Raw genomic sequence first — 17828 nt, 5'->3', positions numbered from 1 at the left:
ATGCGCCTCGTCGACTACCTCGACAAAGGCGCCCAGCAGGGCGCCGATTCGCCGTGCCTCACCATGGGCGACGCCGACGTGAGCTACGGCCAGGTGCAGCGCATCAGCTGGCGCGTGGCGCGCGGCCTGCAGCGCGCGGGCATCCAGCCCGGGGACAAGGTGGCGGTGCTCTCGAGCAACGACGCCCTGGCCTTCGCCACGGTGTTCGGCATCTCGCGCGCCGGTGGCGTGTGGTGCCCGATCAACCCGCGCAACGAAGCCAGCGAGAACGCCTTCGTGCTCGACGCCTTCGATTGCGCCTGCCTCGTGTTCCACAGCAACTACGCGCCCATGGTCGATCAGATGCGCGCGCAGCTGCCGAAACTGAAGGCGCTGGTGTGCCTCGACCAGCGGCAGGCCTTCGCGCCCGCCATGGACGAATGGCTCGACGGGCTGGACGATGCGCCGATCGACATCGCACCGCCCGACGACGTGGCCATGATCGCCGGCACCGGCGGCACCACCGGCCAGCCCAAGGGCGTGATGCTCTCGGGCGGCAACCTGGAGGCCATGTCGGCGCTGACCCTCATGGGCTACCCCTTCGAGGGCCGGCCCGTGTACCTGGCGCTCGCACCGCTCACGCATGCGGCCGGCGTGCTGTGCCTGCCGGTGATGGCGCTGGGCGGGCGCGTGGTCATCATGCCCAAGCCCGACCTGAGCGAGTTCCTCGCGCTCATCGAGCGCCGGCGCGTCACCCACACCTTCCTGCCGCCGACGCTGATCTACATGCTGCTGCAGCACCCCGACCTGGCGCAGACGAAGCGCGACTCGCTGCAGTGCTTCTGGTACGGCGCCGCGCCCATGTCGGCCGCGCGGCTCGAAGAGGCGCTCGACAAGATCGGCCCCGTCATGGCTCAGCTCTTCGGCCAGACCGAGGCGCCGATGATGGTCTCGATGATGCCGCCGCGCGACCACTTCAATGCCGACGGCTCTGTGGCGCGCCAGCGCCTGGCCTCGGCGGGGCGGCCCGGGCCGCTGGTGCAGGTCGGCATCATGAACGGCGAGGGCGCCTTGCTGCCCACGGGCGAGAGCGGCGAGATCGTGGTGCGCGGCTCGCTCGTGATGCGCGGCTACTACAAGGACCCGAAGGCCACGCAGGAGGCCTCGCGCCACGGCTGGCACCACACGGGCGACATCGGCTACCTCGACGGCGACGGCTTCCTGTTCATCGTCGACCGCGCCAAGGACATGATCATCTCGGGCGGCTTCAACGTCTACTCCGCCGAGGTGGAGCAGGTGCTGATGCAGCACCCCGACGTGCAGGACAGCGCCGTCGTCGGCCTGCCCGACGAGAAGTGGGGCGAGCGTGTGGTGGCCGTGCTGCAGCTGCATGCGGGCCGCAGCGTGGATGCCGAGGCGATCAAGACTTTCGTCAAGTCGCGCATCGGCAGCGTGAAGGCGCCCAAGCAGGTCGAGGTGTGGGCCGACCTGCCGCGCTCCAAGGTCGGCAAGGTACTCAAGAAGGAAGTGCGGGCGTCGCTGCTGCAGAAACTGCAGTCGCCCTGATGCGGGTTCAGTCGCGCTGGTAGTGTCCCTGGTGCGCCTGGCGCAGCTCGAACTTCTGGATCTTGCCCGTCGAGGTCATCGGCAGCGCGGGCAGGAAGACGATGTCCTTGGGCACCTCGAAGCCGCCGAGATGTTCCTTGCAGTGCGCCGTGAGCGTGGCCTCCGAAAAGTCCGCCGGCGCATCGGGCCGGCGTGTGACGAAGGCCGTGATGGCTTCGCCCCAGCGCTCGTGCGGCAGGCCGACCACCGCCGCATTGAGCACGGCCGGGTGGCGCAGCAGCACCTCCTCGACCTTGAGCGAGGGCACGTTCTCGCCGCCCGACTTGACCATGTCCTTGAGCCGGTCGAGAAAGATCAGCTGCCCGTCGTCGTCCAGCTTGCCCAGGTCGCCCGAGTGATGCCAGCCGAAGCGCTGCGCATGCGCCGTGGCCTGCGGGTCCTTGTAGTAGCCGAGCATCACGTTCGGCCCGCGAAAGACGATCTCGCCGACCTGGTTCGGCGCCAGCAGCTCGCCCTCGTCGCCCATCACCGCGACCTCGTTCACCAGCGTGCCCACGCCCCAGTACGAGCCGAAGCGCTCGCGCTGCTGATGCGTCTCGAAGATGGTGGCGCCGGGGTACATCTCGGTCTGCCCCGAGGCCAGCGCGAAGTTCGGGCACAGCGCATCGAGCAGGCGCAGCAGCAGCGTGCGCGACATCGGCGCCATCGCATACACGCACAGCCGCAGGCTCGACAGGTCGCGCGACTCGCGCTGCGGGTGGGCCAGCAGCGCGCCGTACATCATGGGCAGCCCGACCGTCACGGTGATCCTATGGCGCTCGATGGCGGCGAGCATCGCGCCGGGGTCGAAGCCGCGCAGGATGACGTTCGTGCCGCCCACCGCAAGCACCGACATCAGCACCGTGTGCTGCCCGCAGTGAAACAGCGGCAGCACGTTGCTCCACACATCGTGGTGCGCGGGGCCGCCGCCCCATTCGAGCATGTTGCTCTGGAGCACCGAGTGCACCGACGCGTGCGAATGCATCACGCCCTTCTGCCGGCCGGTGGTGCCGCTGGTGTACATGATGAGCGCGAGCTGGTCGCTGTCGATGGCCACGTCGGGCAGCGTGGCCGGCCCTTGCGCAATGGCCTGCGCCACGGTGGGCACGCCGGGCGGCGGCGTATCGCCGTCGAGCACGCACAGCAGCGGCGAGACACCCGCCGTTTCCAGCAGCTGGCGCAGTTCAGGGCGCGTGTGCAGCGCGGTGTCGATCACCAGGTGCCGCGCCTCGGCGTGTTCGAGGATGTAGCCGATGGCGTCGACCGCGAGCGCCGTGTTGATCGGCACCCACACGAGGCCGGCCTTCTGGATGCCGATCAGCGCGACCACCATCTCGATCGAGTTGTTGCACAGCATGGCCACGCGCTCGCCAGTGGCCAGGCCCAGGCCCAGCAGGTGGTGCGCGAAGCGGTTCGATGCGGCGTCGAGCTCGCTGTAGCTCATGCGGTGCTCGCCTTCGATGAGCGCGGTGCGCGCACCGAAGCGCCGCGCGCTGCGGTGGATCACGTCGCCCAGCGCGATGCGGGCGATGCGTTGGAAGGAGGAGGGCGTGGGCTCGGTACGGGCGGCGGGCATGGGGGCGTGTCTCCGGTCGTTGGGGGTGTTCGATCGGAGCGCAGACTAAGACCGGCACCGCCTGCCGGTCTTGCGAAGAGTGGCTATGCGGCGCCGGCCACCCGCCGGGGCCGCGTCAGAAGTGGGCCTTGAGGAAGGCCGAAGGCCCCTGCAGCCGCACCTTGAGGCGCGAATCGGCGAAGCCGCCCTCGCGCGTGAGGTCGATGTTGGTCACGCCATACGACAGCACCAGGCCCACGTTCTTCACCGGAAACCACTCCACGCCGGCTGCGGCGTTGTAGATGTTGCCGTGGAAGCGGCCGCTGCTCTTCCACACGCCCGAGGCGTCGGCGAACAACCGAAGGTCGGGCGTGATCGCGTGGCGCACGCCGACCTCGAGCAAGGGCGCGATGGCGTTGTCGCTCGAGCGCTCGCTGACCGAACGCACCTGTCCGTTCACGCCGACCAGCGCGCTGGCACCGAGCGTCGCGCGGTAGTAGGCCGCGCCGGCGCCCAGGCCGAAGACGGTGTTGCCCGAACCGAGCCACCACTTGTAGGCGAGCTTGGCGAAGTCGAGCTGGGCCGAGAGGTTCGCGTTGCCGATGGCGCTTAGCGAGCCGAAGCTGCCGAACGAGGTGTTGCCCGCCACCTGTCCTTCGTAGTCGCGCTTGTAGCGGTAGTAGTCGAAAGACAGGCCCTGGCTGTCGCCGATCAGCACGTCGGCCGAGATGCGCGGCATGGTCACACGGCCCGGCTTGAGCTCGTTCGAGCGCAGCACGCCGTAGGGGGTTTCGACCGAGGCGCTGAACTTGGGATCGGCACTGAAGGCCCCCACCGAGAAGCTGAAACGGTCCAGCGCCGGCGAGGGCTCGGCCGCAGCAAAGGGCGCGAAGCAAAGAAGGGAGAGGGCGCCGGTTCCGGCCAGGGCGCCCAGGGCGCCGAATCTCGCGGTCCGGTCGAACGGACGCGAACGAAGCAACAGCATGAAAGAAATCCTTCGGGTGAAAGATGCCTCGGGCATGTGCATGGCGCGATGCCTCCGGGCTGAGGCTCCCTGAAACCGCATCACCTTAGTGAAGGGGCGCTGCGCTGCGCATGCGCCGTTGGCCGATGTGCCTGTAGGAAATTGCCGATCGCGCGCCGATGCATGCCGCGGCGCTACAGTCCGCCCATGCGCGAACACCTCTCCACCACCACCGGTCCCCAACGTCTTCTCTACGGGGCCGCGGCAGCCGTCGCGGTGGCGCTCGTGCCCTGGCCAATGGGCCTCACGGCGCGCGCGCTGGCCGGCTGGTGCGCGGGCGTGGCGGTGTACCAGCTGCTCAGCTGGTGGCTGGCCGAGACCTTCGACGCCCTGCGCACGCGCGAGCGTGCGCAGCAGCTGGACCAGCCCAACGTCGTGATCCTGGTGTCGATGCTGGTGGCGGTGGGCGTGAGCGTGGTCGCCATCGCAATGCTGCTGCAGCAGGTGCGCCAGCTCAGCGGCTGGGCGCGCGGCGCGCACGTGGCGCTGGGGCTGGTGGCGCTGGCGGGTTCGTGGCTGATGATGCACACGATCTACGCCTTCCACTACGCGCACCGCTACTACATCGACCGCAAGGACAGTGCCTCCGACGGCGGGCTCGACTTTCCGGGCAAGGAAGCGCCCGACTACTTCGACTTCATGTACTACGCCTACGTGATCGGCATGACCTCGCAGGTGTCGGACGTGCAGGCCACCTCGCACGAGATGCGGCGCATCACGCTGGTCCACAGCGTGCTCGCCTTCGCCTTCAACATGCTGGTGCTGGCCCTGTCCGTGAACGTGGTGGCCGGCGTGGTCTAAGAAGGCTCAGCCCGCGGCCTTGCGCAGCGACGGCAGCTTGACGACGCCCGTCGACAGCGCCACACCGCACACGATCACGAAGGCGCAGATCAGCATCCACTGCGTGATCTGCTCGCCGAGGAACACGGCGCCGTAGAACAGCGCGAACACCGGTACGAGGAAGGTCACGGTGAGCGCGCGCGCCGGGCCGGCGCGTTCGATGAGCCGGAAGAACAGGATGTAGGCCACGCCGGTGCAGGCGATGCCCAGGGCCAGCAGCGCCAGCCAGGCGCGCAGGCTGGGCATCTGCGCGGGCCAGAGCCAGATCGCGGGCAGCGCGAGGAACAGGCTGGCGCCGATCTGGCTGCCGGTGGCCGTGGTCAGCGCGGGCACGCCGGACAGGTGGCGCCGCGTGGCGCTGGCCGAGATGCCGTAGCACAGGCAGGCCGCCAGGCAGGCCAGCACGGCCCACAGCGCGGCGTGGTTGCTGGCGCCGGCATGCAGGCCGGCGCTGCGGCTGGCGAGCATCGCGACGCCCGCGAAACCGATCACCAGGCCGACGAGGCGCGAGCCGTTCGGCCGCTCGCGGAACCAGGCCCAGGCCACCAGCGCGCCGAACATCGGCGTGGTGGCGTTGAGCACCGCCGCCAGGCCGGTGTTGATGGTCAGCAGCGCGAAGCAGAACAGCGCGAAGGGCATGCCCGAGTTGAAGATGCCGACCGTGAGGCTGGCCTTCCAGTGCTTCGCGATTGACGGCCCCTGGCCGCGCAGCAGCGCGATCGGCAGCAGGAACAGCGCCGCGATGACCACGCGCACGGCGGCCGTGGGCAGCGCGCCGAACTCCGCCGCGCCGATGCGCATGAACAGGAAAGAGGCGCCCCACAGCGCGCCCAGCAGCACGAGATCGACGAGCCACGCCTTCGGTGCGAGCGCGGCGGGAGCGGGCGAAGGCGAAGGGGCGACGGTGGTGTTGTTGTTCGTTGTGGTCATGCGTCTCTTTGGGGAATGGCGCGGCGCCACATCGAGGGGATGTGGCGCTGCGCCATGGGCGGTGTTTTCTTCTGTCTTACTTGCCGGTCTCGAGTTCGAGCAAGGCGGTCTTGCGCTCGAGCCCGCCAGCGTAACCGGTCAGCGAGCCGTCTGCACCCAGCACCCGGTGGCAGGGCACGATCACGCTGATCGGGTTGCGCCCGACCGCCGCGCCGACCGCGCGCACCGCGGCCGGGTTGCCCACGCGCTGGCTCAGCGCGCCGTAGGTCGTGGTCTCGCCGGCCGGGATGGCCAGCAGCGCCTGCCACACGCTCTGCTGGAAGGCGGTGCCGTGCGACAGGTCGAGCTGCATGTCGAAGTGGCTGCGGCGGCCCGCGAAGTAGTCGCGCAGCTGCGCGGCGGCCTCGACCAGCGCGGGGTGGTCGTCTTTCGTCTGCCAGCCCGTGGTGTCGGGCCAGTGGCGCTGGTGGTCGAACCAGACGCCGGCCAGGCCCTGGTCGGTGGCGGCCATCGTGACGCCGCCCAGCGGCGTGTCGGTGTGCGAGGTGTAGATGACGGTGCGCTTGAATTTCATGGTCTTTCAGGCACGGGGCCTGCCGTTGCGAGGTCGGAAGAAGTGGCGGTCGGCGCGGCGGCCGATGCCGGTTCGGAGGGCGCGGGCGGCGTGTGCCAGGCCCGCAGCACCGCATAGCTGCGCCAGGGGCGCCAGGCCTGCGAGGCCTCGCCCGCGGCGCGCGCGGTGGTCACACCCAGCGCCTTCTGCAGGGCCACGTCGCCGGCGGGAAAGGCGTCGGGCCAGCGCAGTGCGCGCATCGCGATGTACTGCGCGGTCCAGGCGCCGATGCCGGGCAGTTCCTGCAGCGCCGCGAGGGTGGAGGGCACGTCGGCGCCCGCATGCAGCGCCAGCCGGCCCGAAGCCACTTCGCGCGCCACGGCCTGCAGCGCGGCCTGCCGCTGGCGCACGATGCCCAGCTGCCCGAGCGCATCGCCGCTGGCCGCTGCGAGCGCGGCAGGCGTGGGGAACAGGCGGGTCAGGCCGTCGATGGGCGTGTCGATCGGGTCGCCGAAGGCCTCGACCAGCCGCGAGCCCAGCGTGCGCGCCGCGGCCACGGTGATCTGCTGGCCCAGCACCGCGCGCACTGCGAGCTCGAAGCCGTCGACCGTGCCCGGCACGCGCAGCCCGTCGCCGTGCGGAAAGGCGGCGTGCAGCGCGGCGTTGATGGCCATCGGCTCCGCGTCGAGGTCGAACAGCGCGCGTGCGCGGCTGATGACGATCGGCAGCACCGCGGCCAGTGAATCGCTCACGGCCAGCAGCACCTGCTCGCGTTCGAGGTCGAAGCGCAGCTGCAGCCAGCCGGCGTGCGTCTGCCCGCCCTGCTGCACGCGCAGAGTGCGCGCCAGGCGCACATAGGTCGGCGTGCTGCCCTTGGCGGGCTCCTTGCCGTCGGCGGTGTGCACGGTCTCCACGCCGCGCAACGCGCGCCGCGCGAAGAAGCCGAGCATGGCGTTCGCGTCGTAGGGCGGGCGAAAGCCCAACCGCACTTCAATCGCCTTGCCTTCGCCGCCCTCGGCGCCGCCCGCACGGCGCAGCGCGCTCGGGTTGAGCCCGTAGTGCTCCACGAAGGCCGCATTGAAGCGCCGCACGCTCGCGAAGCCGCTGGCCAGCGCCACCTGCGTCATCGGCAGGCGCGTATCGGCGATCAGTTGCTTGGCGGCCAGCAGGCGGCGCGTCTGCAGGTACTGCAGCGGCGACACGCCGAACTGCGCCTCGAAGATGCGCCGCAGGTGGCGGTCGCTCACGCCCAGACGCGCCGCGATCTGCGCTGCGCCGGGGCCTTCTTCGGACCAGGCATCGGGCTCGTCGATGAGCCGCGCCGCCTGCAGCGCGAGGATGCGCGAGGCATCTTCGGTCGACCAGCTGGCCGCGCGCGGTGCCAGCTCGGGCCGGCAGCGCAGGCAGGGCCGAAAGCCCGCCGCCTCGGCTTGGGCCGCGTGGCGGAAGAAGCGGCAGTTCTCGCGCCGCGGCAGCTTCACGCGGCACACCGGCCGGCAGTAGATGCCGGTGGAGGTCACGGCCGTGAAGAACGAGCCGTCGAAGCGCGCGTCGTGCGTCTTCATCGCCAGGTAGCAGGCGTCGCTCTCGAGCACTTCGGAGGGGGCGTGGGCGGTAGACATGGGGAAATGATACGGTTTCGACTCGTTTCAACTGGCCGTTTTCGGACATCGATGTCTACAACGCGTTGCCTACAATGCCCGACTCCGAACCAACAGTGACCCCGCCCTTCATGCAGCTCAGCGCATCGATCTTCAAGGCCTATGACATCCGCGGCGTCGTGCCCCTCAGTCTCGATGTCGAAGTGGCCGAGGCGCTGGGCCGTGCCTTCGGCAGCGCAGCACGCGCGGCCGGCGAGACCGCGGTGGCCGTGGGCCGCGACGGCCGCCTGTCGGGCCCGGCGCTGGTGGACGCGCTGATCGACGGCCTGGTCGCCACCGGCGTCGAGGTGATCGACATCGGCGCGGTCACGACCCCGATGCTGTACTTCGCGGCCCACACGCTGTGCACCAGCGGCATCCAGGTCACGGGCAGCCACAACCCGAAGGACTACAACGGCTTCAAGATGGTGCTGGCCGGCCGCGCGATCTACGGCGACGAGATCCAGGGCCTGCGCAAGACCATGGAAGACGGCAGCGCCACGCTGGCGCCCGGCGGCAGCGTGCGCAAGGTCGACGTGACCGAGGCCTACGTGCAGCGCATCGTGGGCGACATCAAGCTGGCACGCCCCATGAAGATCGTGGTCGATTCGGGCAACGGCATCGCGGGCGCGACCGCGCCGGCCATCTTCCGCGCCATCGGCTGCGACGTGGTCGAGCTGTTCAGCGAGGTCGACGGCAACTTCCCCAACCACCACCCCGATCCGAGCAAGCCCGACAACCTCCGGGACCTGATGGCCGAACTGGCCAAGGGCCAGGCCGAGCTGGGCCTGGCTTTCGACGGCGACGGCGACCGCCTGGGCATCGTCACGAAGGACGGCCAGAACATCTTCCCCGACCGCCAGATGCAGCTCTTCGCGCAGGACGTGCTCTCGCGCATGCCCGGCGGCACCATCGTCTACGACGTGAAGTGCTCGCAGCGCCTGGCGCCGGCCATCGAGGCCGCGGGCGGCACGCCGATGATCTACAAGACCGGCCACTCGCTCATCAAGGCGAAGATGAAGGAAATCGATTCGCCGCTGGGCGGCGAGATGAGCGGCCACATCTTCTTCAAGGAGCGCTGGTACGGCTTCGACGACGGCACCTACGCCGGCTGCCGCCTGCTCGAGATCCTGAGCAAGCACCCGGACGCGAACGCCGTGCTGAATGCGCTGCCCACCAGCTTCTCGACCCCCGAACTGAACGTCGCCTGCGCCGAAGGCGAGCCGCACGCGCTGGTCGCCCAGCTCGTGCAGAACGCGCGCTTCGACGCGCCCGCCCAGGTCTCGACCATCGACGGCCTGCGCGTGGACTGGCCCGATGGATTCGGGCTGATCCGCGCTTCCAATACCACCCCCGTGCTGGTGCTGCGCTTCGAAGGCCAGACCGAGGCGGCGCTCCAACGCATCGAGACCGAGATGCTTGCGGTGCTGCGGACGGTCAAGCCCGACGCCACGCTGGCCGCTGCTGCCCACTGAAGAACCTGTGCGTTCCCTGCTGCTTCGCCTCTACGGCGTCTTCACCACCGCCGTCCAACCGCTGGTCCGCCGCAAGCTGCGCCGCCGCGCCGTCGCCGAGCCCGGCTATGCCGTGGCCGTCGAGGAGCGCTTCGGCCACTACGACGACGCCACCACCGGCTTTGCCCAGTGCTGGGTGCATGCCGTCTCGCTGGGCGAGACGCGCGCCGCCGCCATCCTGATCGCCGAGCTGCGGCGCCAGTACCCGGGCATTCCGATCCTGCTCACGCACGGCACCGCCACGGGCCGCGAAGAGGGCGCCAAGCTGCTCGAGCCCGGCGACACGCAGGTCTGGCAGCCGTGGGACACGCCGGGCGCCGTCGCCCGCTTTCTCGACCGCTTCCAGCCGCGCATCGGCGTGCTGATGGAAACCGAGGTCTGGCCCGAGATGGCCGCCGCCTGCGCCGAGCGCCGCATTCCGCTGGTGCTGGCCAATGCGCGGCTCAACGAGAAATCGCGCGCCGCGGCCGAGCGGCTCAGCGGGCTGGCGCGGCCGGCCTACTCGGCGCTCACCGCCGTCTGGGCGCAGACCGAGGCCGACGCGCACCGGCTGGTGTCGCTGGGCGCCAAGGTGGCCGGGATCTACGGCAACCTCAAGTTCGACGCCACGCCCGACGCGCGGCAGCTGGCCACGGCCGTCTCGCTGCGCGAGCACCTGCCGCGCCCGATGGTCGTGCTGGCCAGCTCGCGCGACGGCGAGGAGCGGCTGCTGCTCGAGGTGCTCAAGCGCTTCGGCGCCACCTCGCCGGTGCCGCCCGAACAGGGCGCCATTCGCTCGATCGCCAAGCGCGTGCACGACGTGCAATGGATGATCGTGCCGCGCCATCCGCAGCGTTTCGACGAAGTGGCGGCGCTCATCGAGGCCGAAGGCTTCGCGGTGGCGCGCCGCAGCGCGGCCGGCCAGCCGGCCGAGGCCGAGATCTGGCTCGGCGATTCGCTGGGCGAGATGGCGCTGTACTACGGCCTGGCCGACGTGGCCTTGCTCGGCGGCAGCTTCGAGCCGCTGGGTGGGCAGAACCTCATCGAGCCGGCGGCCTGCGGCTGCCCGGTGGTCATGGGCCCGTCGACTTTCAACTTCGCTGAGGCGGCGCAGCTGTCGCTCGCGGCAGGCGCGTCGCTGCGCGTCGAGGGCATGGAGCAGGCCGTGACGGCCGCGCTCAAGCTGGTCGAGAACCCGGAGCGCCGCGCCGTGATGGCGCAGGCCGCGCTGGCGTTTTCGTCGTCGAACCGCGGGGCGGCCGAACGCACGGCCGCGGCGGTGCTGGCGATTGCGCAGGCGGCGGAGCCGGTGACGACGCCGGTGGCCGGTAACGACAGCGCGCCGCCGCCCGAAGCGGCGCGGGCCGAACCGACGCTGGACTGACTTGGTGTTGGCTCCTTCCCCCTCTGGGGGAAGGCTGGGATGGGGGCAAGCGCCCAACGAGCGCTGCAATGGCTTCGAGGCCGTCGTGCCCCCACCCCGACCCTCCCCCAGCGGGGGAGGGAGAAAAACCAATCAGCGCACCGGCGGATTCAGGATCACCGGCGGCGGCGGAGCCACCGGCATCGTCGGCGCGGGCGGGTTGAACGGCTGCACCGGAACCGGCGGCACCACCGGAATGGCGGGCGGCGTGACCGGCACCACGGGCGCACCCGTGGTCGCGGCAGGCACCGCCGGCGTGGCGCCGTTGCGTGCCAGCGTCGCGTTGATCGCGTTCATGTCGTCGGTGGTCAGCGTGCCGTTGGCCTGGCGCAGCTTCAGGTTGCCCAGCAGCACGTTGTAGCGCGCCTGCGCCAGGTCGCGCTTGGTCTGGAACAGCTGGCTCTGCGAGTTGAGCACGTCAATGTTGATGCGCACGCCCACCTGGTAGCCCAGCTTGTTGGCGTCGAGCGCGCTCTGGCTGGAGGATTCGGCCGCTTCGAGCGCCTTCACCTGGCCGGCGCCCGACACCAGTCCGAGGTAGGCCGCGCGCGTGGCCTGCGCCACGCTGCGGCGCGTGCCGTCGAGCACGCTGCGCGACTGGTCTTCGAGGGCCAGCGTTTCCTTGATGCGGTTCTCGGTGGCGAAGCCCGCGAACAGCGGCAGGTTGAAGGTGACGCCGACCGTGGCGGCGTTGACGCGCGTGCCCACGGTGCTGGTGCTGGTGCCGGTCGGGTTGCGCGTGACGTTGTAGCCCAGGTTGGCGTCCAGCGTGGGCTTGTGGCCGGCCTGCGCCTTCTGCACTTCGAGCCCCGCCACGTCCAGGCCCAGGCGCGCCTGGCGGATCGCCGGATGCACCTCGTCGGCCTGCGCCACCCAGGCGTTGATGTCGGCGGGCTGCGCGGTCGGCAGCACGACCGGCGCGGCCAGCGGCACGGGCACGCTGCCCGGGCGGCCGACCAGCTGGTCGAGCACCACCTTCTTGACCTGCAGGTCGTTCTCGGCGGCGATTTCCTGGGCAATCACGAGGTCGTAGCGGGCCTGGGCCTCGCGCGAGTCGGTGATGGTGGAGGTGCCGACCTCGAAGTTGCGCTTGGCCGAGGCCAGCTGCTCGGCCACGGCGACCTTCTGCGCGCGCACCAGGGCCAGGCTGTCCTGGCTGGCGAGCACGTCGAAGTAGGCCTGGCTCACGCGCACGATCAGGTCTTGCTCGGCGATGGTGAGCACCGCCTGCGCCACTTCGGCCTGGCGCTTGCCCTGCTCGTAGGTGGCCCAGTTGGCGGGACGGTACAGCGGCTGCGTGGCGTTGATGCCGACGTTCTGCGTGGTGAAGTCGCGCGAGGCGCTGCTGCCGCGGCCGGTGCCGGTCAGGGTGTCGATGTCCAGGTCGCTGCGGTTCACGCCCGCGGTGAGCCCGACGGCCGGCAGGATGCCGGCCTTGGCCTGTGCGGCACGCGCCAGGTTGGCCTCGTACTGGGCCCGCGCGCCCTGGTAGGTGGCGTCGAAGCCGCGCGCGGAATCGTAGAGTTCGTTCAGTGTCTGGCCCTGGGCCGGCAGGGCGAGCAGGCTCGCAATGGCGCTTGCGAGGGCTGCGGAAAGTGGCAGAAGCCGGGGCCTGGGAGGCATTGAACGTCCTTGGGAGGGAAAGAATCAGTAGCGCGGCACGCTCGGGTCGTGCTGCGCGGACCAGGCGTCGATGCCCCCCGCCACGTTGGCGAGCGAGTCAAAGCCGTTCTGGTGCAGAAAAGCGGCCACGCGCTGGCTGCGGGCGCCGTGGTGGCACAGGCAGGCGATGCGCGGCGCGGGCTGTCCGTCGCCGGTGGCGAGTTCGGCCAGCCGGCCGGGGATCTCGTTCATCGGGATCGCGACCAGCGTGAAGCCCTGCGGCGCGACGCTCGCCGTCTGCAGCTCCCAGGGCTCGCGCACGTCGAGCAGCACCGGGGCGGCGTCGGCGTCCTGTGCGAACCAGGCGGCCAGGTCGGCGGGGCGGACTTGATCGATCATTCGGTGGGCCGCTCGATCAAAAGGCGAAGCGCGAGGGCTCGGGGAAGTTCAGCAGGCGCGGCGCCACGGTGTCCCAGGGCTGGATCGTCTCCCACTTGCTTTCGCTGGTGCGGGTCACGAAATGGGCGCGCATCATGGGCTCGTCGCCGACGATGGCCGACAGGCGGCCACCGACCTTGAGCGAACCGAGCAGGTTCTGCGGAATGCGCGCGACCGAGCCGCTGAGCACGATCACGTCGAAGCTCGGGCCGCTGGCCAGCGGCACGGCGCCGTCGGCGTGGCGCACTTCGACGTTGGTCACGCCGTTGCTGCGCAGCGTCTCGGCGGCACGGGCGGCCAGCACGGGGTTGATCTCGAGCGACAGCACCTGGGCCGCGCGGGCGCCGAGCAGGGCGGCCATGAAGCCGGAGCCGGTGCCGATCTCGAGCACCGATTCGTGCTTCTGGATGTGCAGGTCCTGCAGCGTGCGGGCCTCGACTTTGGGCGACAGCATGAATTCGCCGGGCACCGAGCCGTCGAGCAGGGGCAGTTCCATGTCGAAGAAGGACAGCGTGCGGTGCGCGTCGGGCACGTAGTCTTCGCGGTGAATCTCGGCCAGCAGCTCGAGGATGTCCGACTCCAGCACGTCCCAGGGACGGATCTGCTGTTCGATCATGTTGAAGCGCAAGCGCTCGAGGGTGGGCGTGGGGTTCATGGCGTGGCTTTCCTTGAAGGCTCTGGACGGGACAAACCTTCAATTTTAGGTCGCGCCGATGACGCCACCGCGCCAGTCGGCCATCCGATGGCCGTCATGCGGGGCTCCCGGGGCGCACGCAGAGACCGTAAAGCACGGTTTCGGCCTGGGTGGCGATGAATTTTTCGGGGTCGAGCGTGCTCACGCCGTCGACGCAGACCATGGCCGAATGCTTCCAGAGCATGAGAAACACCATGGGGGCGACCACCGAATAGATGGCGTGGTCGATGTCCATTTGCACGAACTCGCCGCGGTCGATGCCGCGCTGCAGGATGCGGCGCAGCAGGTCGTGGCCGGGGCGCACCACCTGCTGGCGGTAGAACTCCGCCAGCTCGGGGAAATTGCCGCCTTCGCTCATCATCAGCTTGGTCAGGCCCGAGGCCTTGGTCAGGCCGACGCGCTCCCACCAGACGTTCATGCAATAGCGCAGCATCTCGGCCGTCGTGCCCTCGAAAGCCTCGAACTCGGCGTTCCACTCTGTGAAACGGCCGCCGAGGTTTTCGATCACCACGGCCTTGAACAGCTCTTCCTTGCTCGGAAAGTACAGAAAGAGGGTGCCCTTGGACACGCCGGCGCGGGCCGCCACTTCTTCCGAGCGCGTGGCGGCAAAGCCCTTTTCGACGAACAGGTCGAGCGCCGCCGCCAGCAGCTCGCCCGGACGCGCCTCCTTGCGCCGCTCGCGCTTGGACGGCAGCGGGCAGAACTTGTCGACGAGGGAGCGGGGGGAGGCCATGGTGTTAATGACTGACGGGTTAGTAATGTAGTGACCGGCATCCGGCCCGTCAAGCCGCGACAATACCGGTCCCCGCTTTTTCCAACCCACCCGGAGCCGCGCCATGTCTTCCTCACCGTCGCCCACCGAAACCATCGTGCTCGGCGGAGGCTGCTTCTGGTGCACCGAGGCGGTGTTCGACCGGGTGCAGGGCGTGCTGGACGTCGAATCGGGCTACAGCAACGGCCAGACCCTGAACCCGAGCTACGAGCAGATCTGCACCGGCCGCACCGGCCATGCCGAGGTCGTGAAGCTCGAGTTCGACCCGGCGCAGATCAGCCTGCGCGAGCTGCTCGAGATCTTCTTCGTGGTGCACGACCCCACCACGCTCAACCGCCAGGGCAACGACGTCGGCACCCAGTACCGCAGCGGCATCTACACCACGAGCGACGCCCAGAAAGAGGTCGCCGACTCTGTCATCCGCGAGATCGAGGCCAGCAAGACCTACAGCTCGCCCGTGGTGACCGAAGTGGCCCCGCTGGCCAACTACTCGACGGCCGAGGCCTACCACCAGGACTACTTCCTGAACCACCCGAACCAGGGCTACTGCGCGTTCGTGGTTGGCCCGAAGGTCGAGAAGTTCCAGAAGACCTTCGCCTCGCGCGTCAAGGCCTGATCCTTCGTTTTTCACCAAGCCCCCTGTGTCCGCCACCCTGCGCCAGACCCCGACCCGCTTGACGCACGCCACCCGCGCGCTTGTCGTCGCGCTGGCATTCGCGCTCTGGTTCGCGGGCACGATGGGGCTGATGCACCGCTCGCTGCACGTGCCGGGCCTGCCCGCCGCTGCAGCGGCGGCGCAGGCACAGGCCGCGCACCGGCACGACAGCAGCCACACGCTGGCCAGCCTCTTCGGCGTGCACGACGACGCCGACTGCCGCCTGTACGACCAGCTCGCGCACGGCACGGGCGTGCCCGGCGTGCCGCTGGTGGTGCTGCCGATGCTGCTGCCGGCGGCCACGTTTGCTTATCTGCAGGGCGAAGCCATCGCCCGCTGGGTCGCGCTCTTCGACGCGCGCGGCCCGCCGTCCACTCGCTGAATCCCCCGTGTTCCGGTTGCCGCACCCCTTCGGGCGGGTGAGGGCGGCCGGTCGTTCCCCGATTCAACGAGTGTTCTTTCTTCATGACCCCCCAATTCCGTCGCAACGCCATCGGCGCTGCCGTTCTTTCGCTCGCCTCGGTGGCGAGCCTGGCCCAGACCGCCGACACCGTCGCGGCCCCTGCTGCTGACGCCGCCAGCCTGCGCGAGGTCACCGTCACCGGCAACCCGCTGGGCGCGAGCGACCTGATCGCGCCGACCACCTCGCTGTCGGGCGACCAGCTGCTGCTGCGCTCCGAATCGACGCTGGGCGAAACGCTGAACAACCTGCCCGGCGTGAGCAGCAGCTACTTCGGCCCCAACGCCAGCCGCCCCAGCATCCGCGGGCAGGACGGCGACCGCATCCGCATCCTGCAGAACGGCGGCGGCGCGCCCGACGCCTCGGCGCTGAGCTACGACCACGCGGTGCCCGTCGACGCGCTGGTGACCGAGCGCATCGAGGTGCTGCGCGGCCCTTCGGCGCTGCAGTACGGCGGCAGCGCCGTGGGTGGCGTGGTCAACGTGATCGACAACCGCATCCCGACCGAGCCCTTCAACGGCTTCGGCGGCCGTGCCGATCTGGGTTACGCCAGCGGCAACAAGGAAAAGAGCGGCGGCGTGCTGCTCGAAGGCGGCAACGACCGCTTCGCCCTGCACGTCGACGCCTTCAACCGCGACTCGAAGGACGTGGCGGTGCCGGTCGAGCTTGAATGCAGCAAGCCGGGTCGCCCCTGGCTCGCGCGTCGCATCTGCAACTCCGCCAACGAGGCGCACGGCGGTGCCGTGGGCGGCACGCTGTTCTTCAGCCAGGGCTGGATCGGCGCCTCGGCCAGCACCTACCGCAGCAACTACGGCACCGTGGCCGAGGACGACGTGACCATCGGCATGAAGTCCGACCGCTACGCGCTGGAAGGCGAGTGGCGCCCGGGCGGCTTCATCCGCAGCATCCACGCCAAGGTGAGCCGCACCGACTACCGCCACACCGAGTTCGAGGGCCGCGAGGCCGGCACCACTTTTTCGAACCTGAGCAACGACCTGCGCATCGAGGCGCGGCACGAGAAGATCGGCAACCTCGAGGGCCTGGTCGGCTTCAGCCGCGAGACCAACCGCTTCGCCGCCGACGGCTCGGAGGCCTTCGCGCCGCACAGCCGCACGCGCTCCAACGCGCTGTTCCTGCACGAAGAGCTCGGCACCTCGTGGGGCCGCCTGAGCTTCGGCGCACGCACCGAGAAGGTCACGGTGCGCTCGCTGGGCTACCCCGACGACCTGTCGGTGACGCGCTTCGCCATCGGCGAGCGCAGCTTCAACCCGCACAGCGCGGCGTTCGGCGCGCTGGTCAACCTCACGCCCCAGTGGCAGCTGACCTCGAACCTGGCCTACACCGAGCGCGCACCGAAGGACTACGAACTGCTCGCCAACGGCCCGCACGTGGCCACGGCGGCCTGGGAGGTGGGCGACCCGAACCTGGGCAAGGAAAAATCCACCGGCTTCGACCTGGGCGCGCAGTGGAAGTCGGGCCCGAACACGGCCCGCGTGAACGCGTACGTCACGCGCTTTCGCAACTACATCGGCCTGACCGCGTCGGGCCGCACGCTCGACGAGGAAGGGCAGGTCGTCACCGACCCCGAAGCGACCGACACGCTGGCCGAGTACCGCTACGGCGGCATGCGCGCGCGCTTCACCGGCATCGAGGCCAACGGCAACCTGCGGCTGCTGGGCAGCGACGGCTTCGCGCGCATGGCCGACGCGGGCACGCTCGACCTCGAATGGCGCGGCGACATCGTGCGCGCGAAGAACCTCGACACCGGCGAGCCGCTGCCGCGCATCGCGCCGCTGCGCCTGGGCGCCACGCTGGCCTACGGCAACGGGCCGTGGACCGCGCGCGTCGGCTTCGACTACAACGCGGCGCAGCGCCGGGTGCCGAGCGTGGGCGCGCGCGAGACGGACGCGTACACGCTGTGGAACGCGTCCATCAGCTACCGCATGAAAGTGCAGCGCGCCAACCTCACCTGGTACGCGCGCATGGACAACATCGGGAACACGCTGGCCTACACGCCGACCTCGATCCTGACGACCACGGTGTTCCCGAAGGCGCCGCTGCCGGGGCGTTCGCTGAAGGTGGGTTTGCGCGTCACGTTCTGATCGCGGTGTTTCTCCCTCCCCCGCTGGGGGAGGGCAGGGGTGGGGGCTCGCGGCCTGTGATGA

The 17828-nt window shown here is 70.0% G+C and carries 16 protein-coding genes; 7 read left to right on the top strand and 9 right to left on the bottom strand.

Going from position 1 to position 17828, the window contains the following annotated elements; all coding sequences use genetic code 11:
• Positions 1–1545, top strand: coding sequence for an acyl-CoA synthetase (locus AC3WQM_RS18290; RefSeq protein WP_492680675.1), 1545 nt, complete (start codon positions 1–3; stop codon positions 1543–1545).
• Between the two features lie 7 nt (positions 1546–1552).
• On the opposite strand, the gene AC3WQM_RS18285 is transcribed toward AC3WQM_RS18290, so the two are convergent.
• Positions 1553–3160 carry a class I adenylate-forming enzyme family protein gene (locus tag AC3WQM_RS18285; protein WP_492680673.1) on the bottom strand — a complete coding sequence of 536 codons (1608 nt, stop codon included), beginning with the start codon at positions 3158–3160 and terminating at the stop codon, positions 1553–1555.
• A gap of 115 nt (positions 3161–3275) precedes the next feature.
• Positions 3276–4124, bottom strand: coding sequence for a hypothetical protein (locus AC3WQM_RS18280; RefSeq protein WP_492680671.1), 849 nt, complete (start codon positions 4122–4124; stop codon positions 3276–3278).
• 186 nt (positions 4125–4310) lie between these two features.
• Between AC3WQM_RS18280 and AC3WQM_RS18275 the strand changes: the two genes are divergently transcribed.
• On the top strand, positions 4311–4964 hold the full coding sequence (locus AC3WQM_RS18275; RefSeq protein WP_492680669.1) for a DUF1345 domain-containing protein: 654 nt from the start codon (positions 4311–4313) through the stop codon (positions 4962–4964).
• A gap of 6 nt (positions 4965–4970) precedes the next feature.
• Here AC3WQM_RS18275 and AC3WQM_RS18270 read toward each other — a convergent pair whose 3' ends face one another.
• From AC3WQM_RS18270 to AC3WQM_RS18260, 3 genes are all read right to left on the bottom strand, one after another.
• The gene (locus AC3WQM_RS18270; protein WP_492680667.1) at positions 4971–5933 is read right to left on the bottom strand and encodes a DMT family transporter; all 963 of its coding nucleotides are present in this window, start codon (positions 5931–5933) and stop codon (positions 4971–4973) included.
• A gap of 76 nt (positions 5934–6009) precedes the next feature.
• On the bottom strand, positions 6010–6507 hold the full coding sequence (locus AC3WQM_RS18265) for a methylated-DNA--[protein]-cysteine S-methyltransferase (protein WP_492680665.1): 498 nt from the start codon (positions 6505–6507) through the stop codon (positions 6010–6012).
• A complete protein-coding gene (locus tag AC3WQM_RS18260) occupies positions 6504–8108 on the bottom strand; it encodes a DNA-3-methyladenine glycosylase 2 family protein (protein WP_492680663.1) in 1605 nt (534 codons plus the stop codon). Before AC3WQM_RS18260 ends, AC3WQM_RS18265 begins: the two co-directional genes overlap by 4 nt.
• A gap of 110 nt (positions 8109–8218) precedes the next feature.
• Here AC3WQM_RS18260 and AC3WQM_RS18255 point away from each other — a divergent pair, with 110 nt between their 5' ends.
• Positions 8219–9601 carry a phosphomannomutase/phosphoglucomutase gene (locus tag AC3WQM_RS18255; RefSeq protein ID WP_492680661.1) on the top strand — a complete coding sequence of 461 codons (1383 nt, stop codon included), beginning with the start codon at positions 8219–8221 and terminating at the stop codon, positions 9599–9601.
• 7 nt (positions 9602–9608) lie between these two features.
• Positions 9609–11003: a 3-deoxy-D-manno-octulosonic acid transferase gene (locus AC3WQM_RS18250; protein ID WP_492680659.1), complete on the top strand. Its 1395-nt coding sequence runs from the start codon at positions 9609–9611 to the stop codon at positions 11001–11003.
• Between the two features lie 132 nt (positions 11004–11135).
• Here AC3WQM_RS18250 and AC3WQM_RS18245 read toward each other — a convergent pair whose 3' ends face one another.
• From AC3WQM_RS18245 to AC3WQM_RS18230, 4 genes are all read right to left on the bottom strand, one after another.
• Positions 11136–12665, bottom strand: a complete 1530-nt coding sequence (locus AC3WQM_RS18245) for a TolC family outer membrane protein (protein WP_492680657.1) — start codon at positions 12663–12665, stop codon at positions 11136–11138.
• A gap of 24 nt (positions 12666–12689) precedes the next feature.
• Positions 12690–13043, bottom strand: coding sequence for a rhodanese-like domain-containing protein (locus tag AC3WQM_RS18240; protein WP_492680655.1), 354 nt, complete (start codon positions 13041–13043; stop codon positions 12690–12692).
• A 16-nt stretch (positions 13044–13059) separates the two neighbouring features.
• Positions 13060–13737, bottom strand: coding sequence for a protein-L-isoaspartate O-methyltransferase family protein (locus tag AC3WQM_RS18235; RefSeq protein WP_062469799.1), 678 nt, complete (start codon positions 13735–13737; stop codon positions 13060–13062).
• A 94-nt stretch (positions 13738–13831) separates the two neighbouring features.
• Positions 13832–14509: a TetR/AcrR family transcriptional regulator gene (locus AC3WQM_RS18230; protein WP_492680653.1), complete on the bottom strand. Its 678-nt coding sequence runs from the start codon at positions 14507–14509 to the stop codon at positions 13832–13834.
• Between the two features lie 103 nt (positions 14510–14612).
• Between AC3WQM_RS18230 and msrA the strand changes: the two genes are divergently transcribed.
• The 3 genes from msrA to AC3WQM_RS18215 all read left to right on the top strand — a co-directional run bounded on the left by msrA (position 14613) and on the right by AC3WQM_RS18215 (position 17765).
• Entirely contained in the window at positions 14613–15164 is a 552-nt protein-coding gene (msrA, locus tag AC3WQM_RS18225) for a peptide-methionine (S)-S-oxide reductase MsrA (RefSeq protein WP_070062460.1), read from the top strand.
• Between the two features lie 58 nt (positions 15165–15222).
• The gene (locus AC3WQM_RS18220) at positions 15223–15585 is read left to right on the top strand and encodes a hypothetical protein (protein ID WP_492680651.1); all 363 of its coding nucleotides are present in this window, start codon (positions 15223–15225) and stop codon (positions 15583–15585) included.
• Positions 15586–15668: 83 nt separating this feature from the next.
• The gene (locus tag AC3WQM_RS18215) at positions 15669–17765 is read left to right on the top strand and encodes a TonB-dependent receptor (RefSeq protein ID WP_492680649.1); all 2097 of its coding nucleotides are present in this window, start codon (positions 15669–15671) and stop codon (positions 17763–17765) included.
• Positions 17766–17828: the final 63 nt, after the last annotated feature.

The sequence above is a fragment of the Variovorax sp. FW301-JW7 genome, assembly GCF_058788795.1.
This window is presented reverse-complemented; position numbering and strand designations above follow the sequence as displayed.

Bases quoted from the DNA above. Each gene is read 5' to 3' on its own strand.
- AC3WQM_RS18230 (WP_492680653.1), bottom strand. From the start codon at position 14,509: ATGGCCTCCCCCCGCTCCCTCGTCGACAAGTTCTGCCCGCTGCCGTCC.
- AC3WQM_RS18285 (WP_492680673.1), bottom strand. From the start codon at position 3,160: ATGCCCGCCGCCCGTACCGAGCCCACGCCCTCCTCCTTCCAACGCATC.
- AC3WQM_RS18270 (WP_492680667.1), bottom strand. From the start codon at position 5,933: ATGACCACAACGAACAACAACACCACCGTCGCCCCTTCGCCTTCGCCC.
- AC3WQM_RS18290 (WP_492680675.1), top strand. From the start codon at position 1: ATGCGCCTCGTCGACTACCTCGACAAAGGCGCCCAGCAGGGCGCCGAT.
- AC3WQM_RS18255 (WP_492680661.1), top strand. From the start codon at position 8,219: ATGCAGCTCAGCGCATCGATCTTCAAGGCCTATGACATCCGCGGCGTC.
- msrA (WP_070062460.1), top strand. From the start codon at position 14,613: ATGTCTTCCTCACCGTCGCCCACCGAAACCATCGTGCTCGGCGGAGGC.
- AC3WQM_RS18240 (WP_492680655.1), bottom strand. From the start codon at position 13,043: ATGATCGATCAAGTCCGCCCCGCCGACCTGGCCGCCTGGTTCGCACAG.
- AC3WQM_RS18215 (WP_492680649.1), top strand. From the start codon at position 15,669: ATGACCCCCCAATTCCGTCGCAACGCCATCGGCGCTGCCGTTCTTTCG.
- AC3WQM_RS18235 (WP_062469799.1), bottom strand. From the start codon at position 13,737: ATGAACCCCACGCCCACCCTCGAGCGCTTGCGCTTCAACATGATCGAA.
- AC3WQM_RS18280 (WP_492680671.1), bottom strand. From the start codon at position 4,124: ATGCTGTTGCTTCGTTCGCGTCCGTTCGACCGGACCGCGAGATTCGGC.
- AC3WQM_RS18275 (WP_492680669.1), top strand. From the start codon at position 4,311: ATGCGCGAACACCTCTCCACCACCACCGGTCCCCAACGTCTTCTCTAC.
- AC3WQM_RS18265 (WP_492680665.1), bottom strand. From the start codon at position 6,507: ATGAAATTCAAGCGCACCGTCATCTACACCTCGCACACCGACACGCCG.
- AC3WQM_RS18245 (WP_492680657.1), bottom strand. From the start codon at position 12,665: ATGCCTCCCAGGCCCCGGCTTCTGCCACTTTCCGCAGCCCTCGCAAGC.
- AC3WQM_RS18260 (WP_492680663.1), bottom strand. From the start codon at position 8,108: ATGTCTACCGCCCACGCCCCCTCCGAAGTGCTCGAGAGCGACGCCTGC.